Genomic DNA, 14608 nt, shown 5'->3' with positions numbered 1-14608 from the left:
AAATCGGTCGCCGCGCCCAGCGTAGCGGAGATAGTCTCCCCAACCGCCCGACTGCGGTATCGCAGTCAGGCGGCAGACAAGGTCATGCGGCCTCGCGCAGCTCGATGGCATGGACCGGGTAGGGGGCGATCTCGCGGACTTCGGTAGTGCCGCTCAGGCTGCTGGCGAAGCCGTGATTGACGTCACGGTGATGCGCTTCATCCGCGCGGACGACGAGCACGACATCGCGCAACGTCGCATTGTCGGCCATCTGCCAGTAATGTTTCGCGATCGCGGGTGCCGGCACGTTGGGTGAGCGGCCTTCGTCGATTTCCTGGAGGTACAGCGTGTAGCTGGTGACGGCCTCTTCCTCGAAATAGCCGACGACGCGGTGCGCCGTGCGCGACGATAGCAGATAGAGGATCGAGAACGCGACGAGGAAGACGCCCTGAACGCCCAGGATCACCATGCGCTCGAACCAGGTCGGCTTGGCGATCTCGATGAACGTCATCAGATGCATCCGCTCGTTCTCGGCCTCTTCCATCAGCGTGCGGATCCAGCCTTCGTCGTCACGCATCCGGCGCAGGCAGGTCAGGTGCGTGAACATCGCGCCGACCATGCCGGGCACGGCCGCCACGGTCTCGAGCACGATGGCGCGGTGGCCGTAGCGCTTGGCGAAGAAGGTGTCCGCGCTGAAGCGTAGCATCTTCGTGAAGCCAAGCGCAAAACGGTCCGAAAAGCCGTGCGGCTGGTGATGCACGACCGGCTCCGCGACCCGCTCGTCTTCGAGCGCACGCGCGTCGGGGGTGAGGACGGAGTTGACCATGGCGTATGTCCTTGATGGCAGAGATACCCGCCAACCGGACGAGCTACGCAGATAAGGTCCGCGAGAATTCCGGCGGATATTCCTGTCGTCAAAAGCCCTACCGATCAATCGGTGTGGCCGGCAGGATCGGAAACCACGTAGCAGGCCAGCCGCATCGGGATGGACCTGTATGTGCTGCCCGGCGTCATGTTGGTGATGCGGATCCGGCCCGCTTATTCGAGATTAGCGCCAAGCAAAGGCCGCGTCTGGATCGCTTCGCTGCGAGTTTCGATGGCCGCGCAGATCCGGATCGCCTTGGTCTCGATCGCGACGACAGTAGCCTGGAGGTCGCCAAGCGCTTCGGCGCGACCGCCATGATTAACAGTACCGATGGTACGGCGGTCGCGCAAATACTGGCGATGACCAGCAATAGCGGCGTCGCCACCGCGCTCGAGGCGGTCGGCGTGCCGGCGACGTTCGAGATGTGCGAGCAGATCGTCGCCCCCGGCGGCGTAATCGCCAATGGCTTCCACGGCGAGCCGGTGACGCTGTATCTAGAGACGCTCTGGGATCGCAACATCGCGATCACGACGCGGCTGGCGATACCTCGAGCACGCTCATGCTGCGCAAGATCGTGGGATCGAAGAAGATCGATCCGACTTCGCTGATCGCCCACCGCTCCAAGTTCGACCAGATGACCGAGGGGTACGAGGCCTGCGGCAACGCGGCGGCAACGCGCGCGCTCGAGGTCATAATCGAAGCCTGATTGTCGCCGTTACACACAATTTGGATTCCGAAAGGATCGACACCATGACCTGTCAAAGCCTGAACCCGTTCGACGGCACGCTTATCGAGAATCCGCCGACCTTTCCGACGGCGACGTCGAGGTGAAGCTGGCCGCGGCGCAGACGTGTTTCGAGACGTGACGTCACACCAGCTATGCCGACCGCACCGCTGGCGGACCTCGGAAGGGGACGTTCGTCGAACGTCATAGACGTTTAAGGCTTCAGGCTGCCATCGGCATTTACTGCGTTACGACGCGGCGATCGATATGTTTGGTTGCTACGTTGCGGGCGACGGCATGGACCTAGTCCGTCAGCGACCTGCCATATAGTGTGCGAGCGGGTCGATCATGTCTTCGGGGATGCGGCGTGCGATTACTGGCATCGTCGACTGCGATTTGCGGGCGTCGACCACCGTCTCGTCACCGCGCCAGTTGCGCAGACGTTGGGCGATGAAGCTGGCGCGCTGGCCTGCCAGGACCGGATAGGGCTTGCCGGGGGCATGGCAGCTCGCGCAGGCAGGGAGTTGGACTTTCGGGAGGCCTTCGCGGTCGATCCTGGCAGCTGCGGTTGAGCCCGACGGGTTCGTGCGACCGATCCCCGGCATAGCTGCGAAGTGATCGGCAAGGCGCGTCATTTCCTCTGGCGTGAGCGTCGCGGCGGCGTTTGCCATGACCGCGCTCTTGCGCTTGTCCGTCGCATAGGCTTCCAGCGCGGCGCGGAGATACGCAGGGCTCTGGCCGCCGAGCACCGGGATATCAGGCTGGCCGCGGCCTCGGCCGTCTGCGCCGTGGCAGCCAGCGCAGGTAGCGATCTTCGCATCGGTGACACCCGGAACTTCGGTCAGCGAGCGATAGGTCGCGGGCGACATCTCGGGCAGCAGGCGCACGAAGGCGACCATGCGGCGGACTTCGTCGTCGCGGTCCTTCGCCGCCCAGCCGGGCATGCCGGTATATTTGACGCCGTGCTTGAGGATCCAGAAGATCTGCTTGTCGGTCCACTCACGTGCGTTGATCGACAGGTTCGGGGCGGGGGGCGTGGCGGCCTGCATCACGGGAAGCGGACGGACGCCGGGGGCGCCGTGGCACGAGGCGCAGCTTGCCTTGAACAGGCCGGCGGCGCTGACGAGGCCTGCGTTCGCCTTGGGATCGTCGGGGGCGGTGAACGCGGCGTGCGTGCGGACCGAGTTGCGCATCGTCCAGTGGAGGAACCAGTCGGTGATCTTCCAATGGCCCGACGAGGCGGCGATGTTGAACACGCCCGACCACGCGAACAACAGCCCCGCCAGCGCAAGCGCGACGATGGCGGCGGCGGCGCGCGCCCAGGTAATCCGGATCGTCATGCCGTCGCGCTCCGTGTCTTCAACAATCCGCCGAGCATCGCGAGCCCGCCGATGAAATAGCTTGCCACGCCGACCATCAGCATGATGACGCCGCCGAGTTGCTGGTCTTCGAGTGCGTCGAGGCCGTGGATCGCGGAATGCATCGTCATCATTGCGTAGAGCGGCCTCGGGGCAAGGCCGATCAGCGCGCCGAGCAGGGTCATATGCATCGACGTGAGGAGCATCGCGGCGACGCCGGACGCGCGGCGGTCGGTCGCGCCGCCAGTGCGCGTGCCGAGCACGGCGCTCCACAGGAGGACGCCGGCGATGAGGAAGCTCGCCTGTTCGATCAGCAACGCCATCGGCTGCATGTCGACGCGGAGCCGAAGCGCGGGGAGGTGCCAGAGCCATACGACGACGAGTTCGACGAGCGACATCGCCAGCGGCGTCACGACCGCTGGCCAACGCTCGGCAGGGTCGAAGCGGCTGCCCGCGATACCGTAGGCGAGGAACGGGGCGGCGACCGCGACCGCGATCATGTGGCCCGCCATATGCCCGACCATGCCGAGCGGCGCGGCGGCGAACGCCCAGCCGAGCGGTACCAGCGCGGCGCCCAGCGCGAGGCTCGTCCGTCTCATCGGCAATCGCCGAAGATGATCACCGGCAGCGCGGTGAAGATCACCGCCACGAAGCTGAGCGCAGCGAGCAGGCGCGTCGACAGTGCGAGGAACCGGAGGCGGTCGATCGCGGTGCCCTGTTCGTGCGGTGCCGGATCGCCTGGCGTTTCGGACTGGACGCGCGCGATATAGCCGGCCGCGGCGATCCCGAGCAGTGCCACGATCGTCGCGATCAGCGTCGCCAGCGGGAAACCGGTCAATGCCCTTCCCGGCGTCGACGACTTCGCGCACGTCACTGCGACCCAGAGGTAACAGAACAGGAAATGAGCGGCCCAGATCGTCGGCGGGACGATCAGCGTCCACAGCGTCACTTTCAGGTCGCGTGCCCAATGGCCGAACCGCCGCCGCTCGAGTTTGTCCGTCATGCGACCCCCGGGAACAGGCCGATCGTGCAGAACGTCACGATCCCGGTCAGCGCGAGGAAATGGTGGTACACGGTGATGTTGCGCAGGTCCGCGTCATAGACCGGCGTCATCTTCCCCGCGAGGCTGCGGGCGAGCGTGTAGGCCTGCATGATGACCCCGATCGCGGCGTGCACCGCGGTCCAGATCGCCAGCGTCCAGACTATCGCGGGATAGACGTGGAGTTCGGGATCGAGCCCCGAATACCAAGGCCCGGCAAGCCCGGCGAACAGGCTCGCCAGTGTCGCGACGATCCCGAACACCAGCAGCGCACGACCCGCGCCGACATTGCCACGCCGATGCACTTCGCGCGCGCCGACGGTCGCGGCCCAGCCGGCGAGCGTCAGTGCGAGCGCGACCATCGGCCAGAACACACCCGGCCCGTTCAGCCCGACTCCGCTCGGCGGAAAATCGTTGTGGATCGTCCAGAAGAAGAAATAGCCAAAGACGAGTCCCGAGAACGCGGTCGCGTCGGCCATCATCGTGATGAACATTGCCCACCAGCCCGGCGCAGATGGCCCGGAGGTGTAGAGCGGCACCTCGATGCCGTGGCCGATATGCTTGGTCGGCTTTTCGGGGATCTCGGCCGTCCCGGTCCACAGCCACCACAGGACGCAGGCTAGCGTCGCGACGCCGCTCAACGCCGACAGGAGATAGAGGTGATAGGTCGTCAGGATGAACACGCCCGCGAGTGCGACCGCGGTCATCATCGGCTTCACGCTCGGCGTGCCGAGGCGGATCACCTGCACCGGCCGCGCATCGAGCACGGTGGTGATGATCGACTCGCGCCGCATCTCCTCCGCGTCGGGTAGGAAGAAGCGGCCCTCGTCGACCTTCTGGACGAAGTTCTTCTGGTCCCAGATCGGATAGCGGCTCTCGATCAGCGGCACCGAGCGGATACCCCAATCCTCATCGTCCGGATGCGCGAGCCACTCCAGCGTGCCGGCGTTCCACGGATTGCGCGGTGCCTTCGGGCGACGCGGCGACAGCGCGAGATCGATGCAGACGATCAGCACGCCTAGCGCGAACAGATATGAGCCCGCGGTCGAGGCGAGGTTGAGCCCGCCGATTCCGAGCTCTTCCGGATAGGTGAACACGCGGCGCGGCATGCCGAGCAGGCCGGACAGATGCATCGGGAAGAAGGTCAGGTTCATGCCCACGAACATGATCCAGAACGCGATCCGCCCAAGCCTGTCCGACAGTTTCTTCCCCGTCACCAGCGGCCAGTAATAATACAGCCCGGCGAACAGCGGCAGCAGCGTGCCGCCGATCAGCACGTAGTGGAGATGCGCGACGATGAAATAGGTGTCGTGCGCCTGCCAGTCGAACGGGGCGACCGCGACCATCACGCCGGTCAGGCCGCCGATCACGAACACGGCCAAGCTCCCCGTCGCGTACAGCAACGGCGTCGATTTCTTGACGTTGCCCGCCCAGAGCGTCGCGATGAAGACGAAGATCTGCACGCCGGTCGGGATCGCCACCGCTTCCGATGCAGCCGCGAAGAAGGCGAGGCTGATCTTGGGCAGCCCGGTCGTGAACATGTGGTGGACCCACAGCCCGAAGCTCAGGAACGCGGTGCCGACCGCCGCCAGCACGATCCACGGATAGCCGAGCAGATGTCGCTGCGCGAACGTCGGGATCAGCATAGCGAACAGCGCGATCGACGGCAGAAAGACGATGTAGACTTCCGGATGGCCGAAGATCCAGAACAGATGCTGCCACAACAGCGGGTCGCCGCCCTTCTCCGCGTTGAAGAACGGCCAGTTGAGCAGCCGCTCCATCTCGAACAGCACGTCGCCGGCGATCAGCGGCGGGAACGCGAACAGGATCATCACCGCGACGACCAGGATGTACCAGGCGTAGAGCGGCATGAGGTTGAGGCGCATGCCGGGCGGGCGGCATTTCAGCACGCCGACGATCAGCTCGACCGCGGCGGCGACCGACGACACCTCGATGAAGCTGAGGCCGAGCATCCAGATGTCCGCGCCGAGCCCGCTAAGATCGGTGCGCGTCGTCAGCGGCGGGTACATGAACCAGCCGCCGTCGGGCGCCGCGTCGAAGAAGATCGACCCCGACACGAACACGCCGCCGATCAGGAAGCTCCAATAGCCGAATCCCGACAGCCGCGGAAACGGCAGGTCGCGCGCGCCCAGCAGCTGCGGCAACAGGATGATCGACACCGCCTCGAACATCGGCACCGCGAACAGGAACATCATCATCGAGCCGTGCAGCGTGAACAGCTGGTTGAACGTGTTCGCGGTGACGAGATCGTTGTTCGGCACCGCGAGCTGCGTCCGCATGATGAGCGCGAGCACGCCGGCGAACAGCATGAAGCCGAACGCGGTCAGCGTGTACCACACACCGATGCGGTTGTTGTTGACGTCGGTCCAGCGGAAGAACCAGCCCGAGGGCGGTTTCCACACTGCGCGCAGGCGATCCTCCTGGCCCTTGCGGACGGCAGGATCGTTCTGGTCCGGCGCGATATACTGGGTGCTCTCGGTGGTCATTTGAGCCCCTGGAGGTAGCTGGCGATCTGGTCGGCTTCGGCGGCCGACATCTGCGGGAAGGCGGGCATGCGCACGCCGGGCTTGGTCGCGCCTGGCTTACGGACGAACCCGGCTATGTTGGCTTGGGTCATCGGCAGGACACCCGCGGCAAGCGTCGGGCGCGATCCGAAGTGGGTCAGGTCGGGGCCGATCTTCGCCACCGGGCCGACGCCGCGGACGGTATGGCATCCGCTACATCCGTAGCTCGCGAACAGGCGCGCGCCGGGTGATGCGGTGAGGACGGCCGGCTTACGCTGCTCGGCCAGCCAGCGCTCGAACGCGGCAGGCTCCATTGCAATCACGTCGAACGCCATCAGCGCGTGGCCGAGCCCACAGAACTCAGCACAAACGCCGCGATAGGTGCCCGCCTTGGTCGCGCGGACGACGAGGCGGTTGGTGCGGCCGGGGATCATGTCCATCTTGCCGGCCAGTCCGGGCACCCAGAAGCTGTGGATGACGTCGGGACTGCGGAGCGACAGCGCGACGGTGCGACCGACCGGCAGGCGGAGTTCGTTCGCGGTTTCGACCACCGCGCCCCCCGGCGGGGCATAGCGGACGCGCCACCAGAATTGCTCGCCCTCGACGCCGATCCGCAGGTCGCTGTTGGCGACTTCGCGTGGCCGCATCGCGGGCAGGGCGTAGAGCAACAGCGCGAGCAGGATTATCGTAGGGCCGATGCCGCCGAGCCACAGCACCAGCTTCATGCCGCCCTTGTGCGTCAGCCGACCCTCGGGCGCGCGCATCGCGTGACGCATGAGCAGCGCGAGACCGGCGGCGAGGATGACCGAACCGACCACCAGCACGATCGCGATCGACCGGACCTTGTCCGCTTCCTCGCCGAACGGCGCGAGCGTCGACTGGTGCTGGTTGCATGCCGCCAACAACGGCAGGCACGCGCCCACGGAAAGAAAAATAGCCTTCCGTATCATCATGTTGCCGCCCTATTTGAAGCGGCGTTCTAGACGCAGGCGCGGGGCGGCGTAAACCGGAAAATGACAGAAACGTCATGCAAGCGGTTCAAAGAGGTGCGTAAACGACTGACGAACAGCCGTTAAAACTCGCGACCGGTACCGCGATCACCCCCATCCCGGCGTTGCGATCAGGTCACCGTCACGGCGGGGCGGCCGTGTTCGATCGTGGCCGTGCCTGAGGTAGCGATCGGGGCATCGGGACGCGTGACGGTATCGACGGTGCGAAACTCTGTCTTCCAGTGTTCGGCGTCGACATCGCACAGCAGGTAGCCCCGCCGGTCATTGGTCCAGGCGAGGAACGGGTTGCGCGCGCGGATGCGGTCTTCGCCGACCCGGCGATCCGCGCCGTTGCCGCCCGAACTGATCGACGTGCCGACGAACTCGACGGCGACGGCATCGCCTTGGCCGCCGTCAGTACGCAGGACGCCCGCATAATTCTGATGCTCGTCACCGGTCAGGACGACCGTGTTGCCGAGGCCCTCGAACATCTTCAGCACGCGTTCGCGCGGCGCGTCGTATCCGCCCCAGCTGTCCATGTTGCGGATCGATGCTGGCTCGTCGCCGGTACGCCGGTCGAGCGGCATCATCATGACCTGTTGCGCCAGCGCGTTCCACCGCGCCTTTTTCTGCTTCAGGGCAGTGGCGAGCCATGCCTCCTGCGCGCGTCCCATGACCTGCGCCGCCGGATCGGCGACCCCTGCGCACGGTGTCTTGAAGCCGTCGTCGCAGGGCTGGTCGGTGCGGAACTGCCGGGTGTCGAGCAGGTGCAGGTCGAGCAGATTGCCGATCGTCGCGCGACGATAGATCTGCATGCCGGCGGGCCCCGGAAACGCCGAGCGGCGTAGCGGCATATGCTCGTAATAGGCCTGGAACGCCGCAGCTCGGCGCAGCGCGAACACTTCGGGTGGATCATTCTCCTGGTCGATCGCGCCGACCCAATTGTTCTCGATCTCGTGATCGTCGAACGTCACGAACCACGCCGCGGCGGCATGCGCGGCCTGAAGGTCCGGGTCGGTCTTGTACTGGGCATAGCGGCGGCGATAGTCGGCGAGGTCGAACAGCTTCTGCCCGGCATGGTCGCGGACGGAGCGGCGTGGCTTGCCGTCATAGCCCACCGGCATCGGCGCGCTCCTGCCCTCGTAGATATAGTCGCCATAGTGGAAGACGAACGCCGGATCGTCCGCCGCGAGGTGGCGATAGGCGGTATACAGCCCGTCCTCGTAATTCTGGCAGCCGGCGACCGCAAAGCGAAGCCGGTCCAGCGGTGCGCCGGCGCGCGGCAACGTCCGCGCACATCCCGTGGGCGAACGCTCGCTACCGACCGTGAAGCGGTACCAATAGGGCCGATCGGGCAGCAGGCCGGCGACCTCGACATGCACGGAATGGGCAAGTTCGGGACGTGCCAGCGCCTTACCCCCGGCGACCGGCGTCGCGAAGCGCGGATCGGTCGCGACCTGCCAGTCGACCTCGACCGGCTGCATCGGCATGCCGCCATGCTCGGCCAGCGGATCGGGCGCGAGCCTAGTCCAGATGACGAAGCCGTCCGCGGCCGGATCGCCGGCCGCGATGCCGAGCCGAAACGGGTAGGCGGCGAACAGCTGTTGCGCGCGCAGGACCGCGGGCGCGCCGATCAGCGCCGCGGCGGCACCGATCACGGTGCGACGATCGAGAAGCAGGCGCGAGCCGGTCGTGTCGGTCATGCCGGTCGTGTCACTCATAGATGTCTCATTAATAGAGAGGCTGCGCGACGAGCGCTGCCTCACGGGTGCAGAGCGCCGCGTCGGGTTTCGCCGCCCCGACATTGCGTCGGAGCGCCGCGATTTCCTGTCTGGCTGCGGCGAGATCGGCGGTGAAGGCGGGGTCGCCCTGCATGGCAGTGAGCGTCGAAGAGGCCGACAGTCGCCCGGCTTCGACGGCGCTGGCATTGTGGACGCCGCACACGACCCGGCTTTCGCCGAATGCCCGGCCGCGCGCGAGCAGGGCGGTGGCGTGATCGGGCGAGATCTCCGCCAGCAATGTCGCCATCGTCCAGCCGGCCGTCGTATGCCCCGACGGATAGTCGTAGCTGTCCGCCACCTCGGCTGCGGGCTGGCAGATCGGTCCCCGGTCGATCAGGAACGGTCGCTGCCGCTTGTAGAATGTCTTGGCGATGCCGGTCTGGCGCGTGGTGTCGAACGCGGCGCGGCGGATCAGCGCGGCAGTCCGCGGTGCGGTCTCGGGCGTCAGCGCAATTCCCATGGCGCAACTGAAGTCGCGGAACAGGTCGGCGGGCGACAGCTTCACGTCGTTGGTCGCCATCGCCCAGCGCGGACTGCCCTGCAGCGCGCGCGTCGCCTTGAAGATCGCGCGGTCGGCCAGCCCGCGGGGGTCGGTCGGCTTCGGGGCCGGCGGCAGGACGGCCAACACGTCGAACGCCCCCGGCTTGAGATACCCGGCCGGCCCGAGCGCCTGCTGCGCTCCGGCAACCGCGCCGAGGCTGGCCAGCGTGACGGCGATGAAAAGCGGCAAACGCGTCATGGGAAGAGTATCCTGATGTGTTGGAACATGGGTTTGCGCCCGCCGATGGGACGACGCTGATGGACCGCGAATATGTCAGCCACGTTGCATTGCCTGTTCCCACAGAGCGGCAGTGTCTGCGGGGGGCGGGCAGTCGAGCACGAGCAATAGCCGCTCCTCGCCGGTGCCTTCGATCGGCGGCGAGCGGTGGACGATCGCCTGATCGCCGGCGAGCACCCGTCCCTTGAACAGGCCGACCGCGCCGGTGTCGAGCGATCGCCGGGTTTCGACCGCTGGCGCGTCCGGGGGCGCGACCGACCGTTCGATCCACTGCGTTCCCGATCCGCGATAGGTACAGATCAGGCGCACGGAGACGTAGTCGGCATGCCAGCGCTTGCACGCATCGCCGATCACGCGCTCCAGCCGGATCACGACGTGCGACAGGCCCATGATCGCGGCGAAGGCGGCGGCGAGCGTCGCGATGTCTGCCGCAATCGCCGCATGCCAGGCGGCCGGGGGATGCTGCGCTAACGCGGTGGTCAGCGCCTCACCCGCGCGATCGATCGCGGTCGTCATCTGGATCGTGTCGAAGCCGGCGAGCGACCCGACCGGCACCGCCGACGATCGCTCCCAGATCACGAGCGTCACGGCCGGGTCGAGGATCGTAGCCAAGGCATCGATGGTCTGCGACCGGTGGACGTGCGAGCGGGTGGGGGAAAGCACCGACAGGTCGGCCATCAGGCGGTCTCCCGCACGACGCCCCAGGCCGGGAACGGATCGGGTAGCTTCTCCCACAGCCGCGGCGTGAACGCCGCTGCGGGGACGAGGCAGGCATCGAGACGCCGCCTGACCTCCGCCTCGTCCATGTCGATGCCGATGAAGACCAGTTCCTGCCGCCGGTCGCCCCAGATCGGCGACCATTTCGCGGCGACCATCCGGTCCCAGGCCTCGCCGCGCGGTCGCTGGTGGTCCGGTACGCAGGCCCACCAGCGCCCCAGCGCCTGCGTAGTCGTCTGCGCACCCGCCTGCGCCAGTTCCCCGCACGAGTCCGGGCGGGTGGCGAGCCAGAAATGCCCCTTGGCGCGCACCACGCCCGGCCAGCGGCCGCGTGCAAAGTCGTGGAATTTGACGGGATCGAACGGCGCGCGTGCGCGGTAGACGAAGCTTTCGACGCCGTATTCCTCGCTCTCGGGCCGGTGATCGGCGTAGCCGAACAGTTCCTTGGCCCAGAGCGGGTGCAATTCCGCCTTCTCGTCGTCGAACAGCCCGGTCTCGATCACGGTATCGAGCGGTACGCGTCCGTGCTGCGCCTCGACGATGCGGGCATCGGCGTTGAGCGATGCCACCAGTTTGCGCACGGTCGCCATCTGCGCTGCATCGACCAGATCGCCCTTGGTGATGACGATCACGTCCGCGAACTCGATCTGCTCGACCAGCAACCCGACGAGGCTGCGCCGATCGTCGTCGCCGAGCACCTCGCCCCGGTCGGCGAGAAAGTCGGTGCTCGCATAGTCGCGCAGCAGATTTGCGGCATCCACCACCGTCACCATCGTGTCGAGCCGCGCGACATCCGACAGGCTGTCGCCCTGTTCGTCCTCGAACGAGAACGTGGCGGCGACGGGCAGGGGCTCCGAGATACCGGTGCTCTCGATGACCAGGCAGTCGAACCGCCCGGCATCGGCCAGCGCCCGCACCTCGACGAGCAGGTCCTCGCGAAGCGTGCAGCAGATGCAGCCATTGGTCATCTCGACCAGCGTGTCCTCGCCTCGCGAAAGGGCGGTGTCGACGCTGCGCACGAGGTCGGCGTCGATGTTGACCTCGGACATGTCGTTGACGATCACCGCCACCCGCCGGCCTTCCCGGTTGGCGAGGATGTGGTTGAGAAGCGTCGTTTTGCCTGCGCCGAGAAATCCAGAGAGGACCGTCACGGGCAATAGCTTCGTACCTTCAGTCATGACTCGACCTTGCAACGAATGATATAACGTACCATTAAAGCGGAGATGATCGAGGTTGCAAGATGAGAAATATGCAGACGCAGCGGATGGACTGGCTGGACAGAGCCGCAATGGCGGGGTCGGCGGTGTGTATGGTGCACTGCCTTGTGCTGCCGCTGATTCTGGCAGCGGTCCCGGCGGTAGCCGCCGTCGTCGTCGTCCCCGCAAGCTTCCACATCTGGGTGTTGGTGTTCGCAGTACCGACGGCGGCGATCGCGTTGCTCGGCGGGCGTTCGCGTCACGCCGTATCGTGGCCGCTATTGATCGGTGCCGCCGGACTGGGTCTCATGACGCTCGGCGCGTTTGCGATTCCGGAAGGCGATGTCGAGATCGGCGTCACCGTGGCCGGGGGCATTCTGGTGGCGATCGCCCACATCGCTAACCTGCGTCTGCGCCACAGTTGCTGTGCCTGAACGCCGCCCTGCGGGTTGGTCGGCAGGCTAGGCACCGCTCGTCGTTCATTCAGACGAAAGAGCTGTGGCGCAGATGGGAATGTACGTCCTTACCTCGGCGGCAAGAACGAGAAGAGCTGCGTCTTGATCGACGCCGGTGCGCCGGGCTTGAACCAGTTGGTGTCCTGGATGTGGCTTGCCGTCACGTAGATGCGACCGTCGGCGGCTTCCGAAAACGTATCGGGCCAGCGCAGGCGCTTGTCGGTCAGCACCGTCTCGGTGCGGTTGCCGACGAGACGCGAGATGCCGTCGGTCGTTGGCGAGGTGATGTAGAGAATGCCCGCCTTGCTCATCCAGAGACCATCGGCGACATGCGTCTGCGCGACCGTCTTCACGCCCGCTGCGCGATCCGCTTCGCTGACAATCGGGCGCAAGAGGGCGGTGTCGATCGAGTATAACGTCTTGCCGGTCAGCGCCTGATAATACAGCGTCTTGCCGTCGTTCGAGATCGCGATCCCGTCGGCGGCGAAGGCGGGCTGGCGGCCGTCCGGACGCACGAGCGGCTTGCCGTCGGTGGTGACCTTCACGCTCTTGTCGATCTGCGTCGAGCCGTGCCCGTCGAGTGCGCGGAAGCCCTTGCCGCTCTCCAGATCGATGACGATGATCGCACCGCGCGTGCCGCTGTCGGTGATGTAGCCGGTCTTGCCATCGGGCGAAAAGCGGATGTCGTTCAGGTACGTACCCTGCAACGCGACGTCGAGCGGCACCTGGATCACCTTGGTCACGCGGTTGGTCGCAAGGTCGATCTTGACGAGCTTGGGTGCGCCCTCGACAATCTTCTCGTTGCCGGGCGCGCCGGGGTCGAGCACCCAGAGGTTGCCGTGGCCGTCGGGCACGATCGACTGAACGCAGACGAAATAGTCGCCGACCGGCAATTCGTTGGCGCGGGCGTTGCGCCAGCTGTTCCACTTCTCATCGGGATAGGCCTTCAGCGACCCGTCGGCCATCAGCTCGGCGACCGAGATCGGCGCATCGTCGGTCCAGCGCGGGAAATTGACGAAGCGGCGACCGTCCGCCGTCACCGCGACGCCGGTCACCTGATGATCGAACTGCGCGACCTGCGTCAGCGAGCTGGCGGCGGTCTGTGCGTGGGCGACGCCGATCGCGGCAGCGGCGATCACGCCGATCGCGGCGGCACCGGCGAGGAAGGGTGTGGCTTTGGTCATCATAAGACTCCGGTCGGTCGTGTCGGTGAGATCGGCGGGATCGCCGGTGAAGAGGCGGATCAAATGGTGCGCGACGGCGTCGGGGTTCTCGCGCTGCGGGAAGTGGCCCACGCCAGCGAGCGTCACGAAGGCGAAGGGCCCCGTGAATTTGCTCGGCACGTGTCGCGTGGCGGAGGGCGGATTGACGCCGTCGACCTCGCCCTGGACGTAGAGGGTCGGTGCGGACAGCGTCTGCGTCGCCTTCACCTTGTTCTCGAGCCACTGGCTCCGCGGATCGGGCTCGGCTTTGTCCCAGCGTGCGCGGTAGCTGTGGAGGGTGACGTCGACCCAATCGGGGTTTTCGAACGACCGTGCGACGCGCTCGAAGGTCGCCTCGTCGAACCAGCCTCGTGGCGACCGGTTCTCCCAATGGATATGCGCAAATGCCTTGCGGTCGGCACGGACCGCGTCGGCGCCGCGCGCGGTCGCCATGAACCAGTGATACCATTGCCGCTGCGCCTGTTCGAAGGGCGGCGTCGGCATGCCACCCAGCCGCGGCGGCGTGGCAAGCATCGCCAGCCGATCGACGCGATCGGGCCAGCCGACCGCGATCGCCTCGGCGGTGTTCGATCCCCAGTCATGGCCCGCGACCATGAAACGCTCGATGCTGAGCCCGTCCATGAGCGCGATCGCATCGATCGCCAGGATCGCGCTGTTGCCGCTGCGTGGTTCGCTGTCGGACACGAAACGGGTCGCGCCGAAGCCGCGCAACGTCGGCACGATCACGCGCAGTCCCGCCGCCACCAGCGCCGGGACCACCGCGTCCCAGCTCGACGCATCGTCGGGCCAGCCGTGCAGGAGCAGCACCGGGGGATCGGACGGCGTGCCGTGATCGGCATAGTCGATGACGAGATAGTCGGTGGTGAGCTGGGGCATGGGCTGGAACCGCTAATGTCGGATGACACGAACAACCCGGTCATGCCCGGCAACGTTCCGCACTAATTGTTGATCAACCTTGGCTAATATTGCCGTACCCGCC

At 66.4% G+C, this 14608-nt stretch carries 14 protein-coding genes; 3 read left to right on the top strand and 11 right to left on the bottom strand.

Translation table 11 applies throughout. From position 1 onward, the window contains the following. Positions 1-82 precede the first annotated feature (82 nt). The gene (locus U1707_RS05075) at positions 83-805 is read right to left on the bottom strand and encodes an alternative oxidase (protein WP_332798964.1); all 723 of its coding nucleotides are present in this window, start codon (positions 803-805) and stop codon (positions 83-85) included. A 5-nt stretch (positions 806-810) separates the two neighbouring features. On the opposite strand from U1707_RS05075, the gene U1707_RS19005 reads away from it, so the two are divergent. Together U1707_RS19005 and U1707_RS05065 are read left to right on the top strand one after the other, a co-directional pair. Then, the gene (locus U1707_RS19005; RefSeq protein WP_443025647.1) at positions 811-1452 is read left to right on the top strand and encodes a zinc-binding dehydrogenase; all 642 of its coding nucleotides are present in this window, start codon (positions 811-813) and stop codon (positions 1450-1452) included. After that, positions 1404-1550 (top strand): hypothetical protein, encoded by a 147-nt coding sequence (locus tag U1707_RS05065; RefSeq protein ID WP_332798962.1) that lies wholly within the window; start codon positions 1404-1406, stop codon positions 1548-1550. Before U1707_RS19005 ends, U1707_RS05065 begins: the two co-directional genes overlap by 49 nt. A gap of 329 nt (positions 1551-1879) precedes the next feature. On the opposite strand, the gene U1707_RS05060 is transcribed toward U1707_RS05065, so the two are convergent. The 9 genes from U1707_RS05060 to U1707_RS05020 form a co-directional block, all read right to left on the bottom strand. Beyond that, on the bottom strand, positions 1880-2908 hold the full coding sequence (locus U1707_RS05060) for a c-type cytochrome (RefSeq protein WP_332798961.1): 1029 nt from the start codon (positions 2906-2908) through the stop codon (positions 1880-1882). Beyond that, positions 2905-3525, bottom strand: a complete 621-nt coding sequence (locus U1707_RS05055; protein WP_332798960.1) for a cytochrome c oxidase assembly protein — start codon at positions 3523-3525, stop codon at positions 2905-2907. The genes U1707_RS05060 and U1707_RS05055 overlap by 4 nt, the downstream gene beginning before the upstream one ends. Further along, positions 3522-3929, bottom strand: coding sequence for a hypothetical protein (locus U1707_RS05050; RefSeq protein ID WP_332798959.1), 408 nt, complete (start codon positions 3927-3929; stop codon positions 3522-3524). The genes U1707_RS05055 and U1707_RS05050 overlap by 4 nt, the downstream gene beginning before the upstream one ends. Continuing rightward, positions 3926-6472 carry a cytochrome c oxidase subunit I gene (gene ctaD, locus U1707_RS05045; protein ID WP_332798958.1) on the bottom strand — a complete coding sequence of 849 codons (2547 nt, stop codon included), beginning with the start codon at positions 6470-6472 and terminating at the stop codon, positions 3926-3928. Before ctaD ends, U1707_RS05050 begins: the two co-directional genes overlap by 4 nt. Then, a complete protein-coding gene (locus U1707_RS05040; protein WP_332798957.1) occupies positions 6469-7443 on the bottom strand; it encodes a cytochrome c oxidase subunit II in 975 nt (324 codons plus the stop codon). Before U1707_RS05040 ends, ctaD begins: the two co-directional genes overlap by 4 nt. A 167-nt stretch (positions 7444-7610) precedes the next feature. Continuing rightward, entirely contained in the window at positions 7611-9200 is a 1590-nt protein-coding gene (locus tag U1707_RS05035; RefSeq protein WP_332798956.1) for an alkaline phosphatase D family protein, read from the bottom strand. A 10-nt stretch (positions 9201-9210) separates the two neighbouring features. Continuing rightward, positions 9211-9999 (bottom strand): acid phosphatase, encoded by a 789-nt coding sequence (locus tag U1707_RS05030; RefSeq protein WP_332798955.1) that lies wholly within the window; start codon positions 9997-9999, stop codon positions 9211-9213. A 75-nt stretch (positions 10000-10074) separates the two neighbouring features. Continuing rightward, positions 10075-10716, bottom strand: a complete 642-nt coding sequence (locus U1707_RS05025) for a DUF1826 domain-containing protein (RefSeq protein ID WP_332798954.1) — start codon at positions 10714-10716, stop codon at positions 10075-10077. Then, on the bottom strand, positions 10716-11933 hold the full coding sequence (locus U1707_RS05020) for a GTP-binding protein (RefSeq protein WP_332798953.1): 1218 nt from the start codon (positions 11931-11933) through the stop codon (positions 10716-10718). The genes U1707_RS05025 and U1707_RS05020 overlap by 1 nt, the downstream gene beginning before the upstream one ends. Positions 11934-11995: 62 nt before the next feature. Between U1707_RS05020 and U1707_RS05015 the strand changes: the two genes are divergently transcribed. After that, complete coding sequence (locus tag U1707_RS05015) at positions 11996-12385, top strand: MerC domain-containing protein (protein ID WP_332798952.1); 390 nt, start codon at positions 11996-11998, stop codon at positions 12383-12385. Between the two features lie 89 nt (positions 12386-12474). Here U1707_RS05015 and U1707_RS05010 read toward each other — a convergent pair whose 3' ends face one another. Beyond that, entirely contained in the window at positions 12475-14505 is a 2031-nt protein-coding gene (locus U1707_RS05010) for an L-dopachrome tautomerase-related protein (protein ID WP_332798951.1), read from the bottom strand. Positions 14506-14608 lie beyond the last annotated feature (103 nt).

This window comes from Sphingomonas sandaracina (assembly GCF_036663695.1).
Taxonomy (GTDB): Bacteria; Pseudomonadota; Alphaproteobacteria; order Sphingomonadales; family Sphingomonadaceae; genus Sphingomonas.
This window is presented reverse-complemented; position numbering and strand designations above follow the sequence as displayed.

Excerpts from the sequence above, each read along its gene's own strand:
- U1707_RS05050 (WP_332798959.1), bottom strand. The coding sequence starts at position 3,929 with ATGACGGACAAACTCGAGCGGCGGCGGTTCGGCCATTGGGCACGCGAC.
- U1707_RS05010 (WP_332798951.1), bottom strand. The coding sequence starts at position 14,505 with ATGCCCCAGCTCACCACCGACTATCTCGTCATCGACTATGCCGATCAC.
- U1707_RS05055 (WP_332798960.1), bottom strand. The coding sequence starts at position 3,525 with ATGAGACGGACGAGCCTCGCGCTGGGCGCCGCGCTGGTACCGCTCGGC.
- U1707_RS05035 (WP_332798956.1), bottom strand. The coding sequence starts at position 9,200 with ATGAGTGACACGACCGGCATGACCGACACGACCGGCTCGCGCCTGCTT.
- U1707_RS05040 (WP_332798957.1), bottom strand. The coding sequence starts at position 7,443 with ATGATGATACGGAAGGCTATTTTTCTTTCCGTGGGCGCGTGCCTGCCG.
- ctaD (WP_332798958.1), bottom strand. The coding sequence starts at position 6,472 with ATGACCACCGAGAGCACCCAGTATATCGCGCCGGACCAGAACGATCCT.
- U1707_RS05015 (WP_332798952.1), top strand. The coding sequence starts at position 11,996 with ATGAGAAATATGCAGACGCAGCGGATGGACTGGCTGGACAGAGCCGCA.
- U1707_RS05075 (WP_332798964.1), bottom strand. The coding sequence starts at position 805 with ATGGTCAACTCCGTCCTCACCCCCGACGCGCGTGCGCTCGAAGACGAG.
- U1707_RS19005 (WP_443025647.1), top strand. The coding sequence starts at position 811 with ATGTCCTTGATGGCAGAGATACCCGCCAACCGGACGAGCTACGCAGAT.
- U1707_RS05060 (WP_332798961.1), bottom strand. The coding sequence starts at position 2,908 with ATGACGATCCGGATTACCTGGGCGCGCGCCGCCGCCGCCATCGTCGCG.
- U1707_RS05065 (WP_332798962.1), top strand. The coding sequence starts at position 1,404 with ATGCTGCGCAAGATCGTGGGATCGAAGAAGATCGATCCGACTTCGCTG.
- U1707_RS05030 (WP_332798955.1), bottom strand. The coding sequence starts at position 9,999 with ATGACGCGTTTGCCGCTTTTCATCGCCGTCACGCTGGCCAGCCTCGGC.
- U1707_RS05025 (WP_332798954.1), bottom strand. The coding sequence starts at position 10,716 with ATGGCCGACCTGTCGGTGCTTTCCCCCACCCGCTCGCACGTCCACCGG.
- U1707_RS05020 (WP_332798953.1), bottom strand. The coding sequence starts at position 11,933 with ATGACTGAAGGTACGAAGCTATTGCCCGTGACGGTCCTCTCTGGATTT.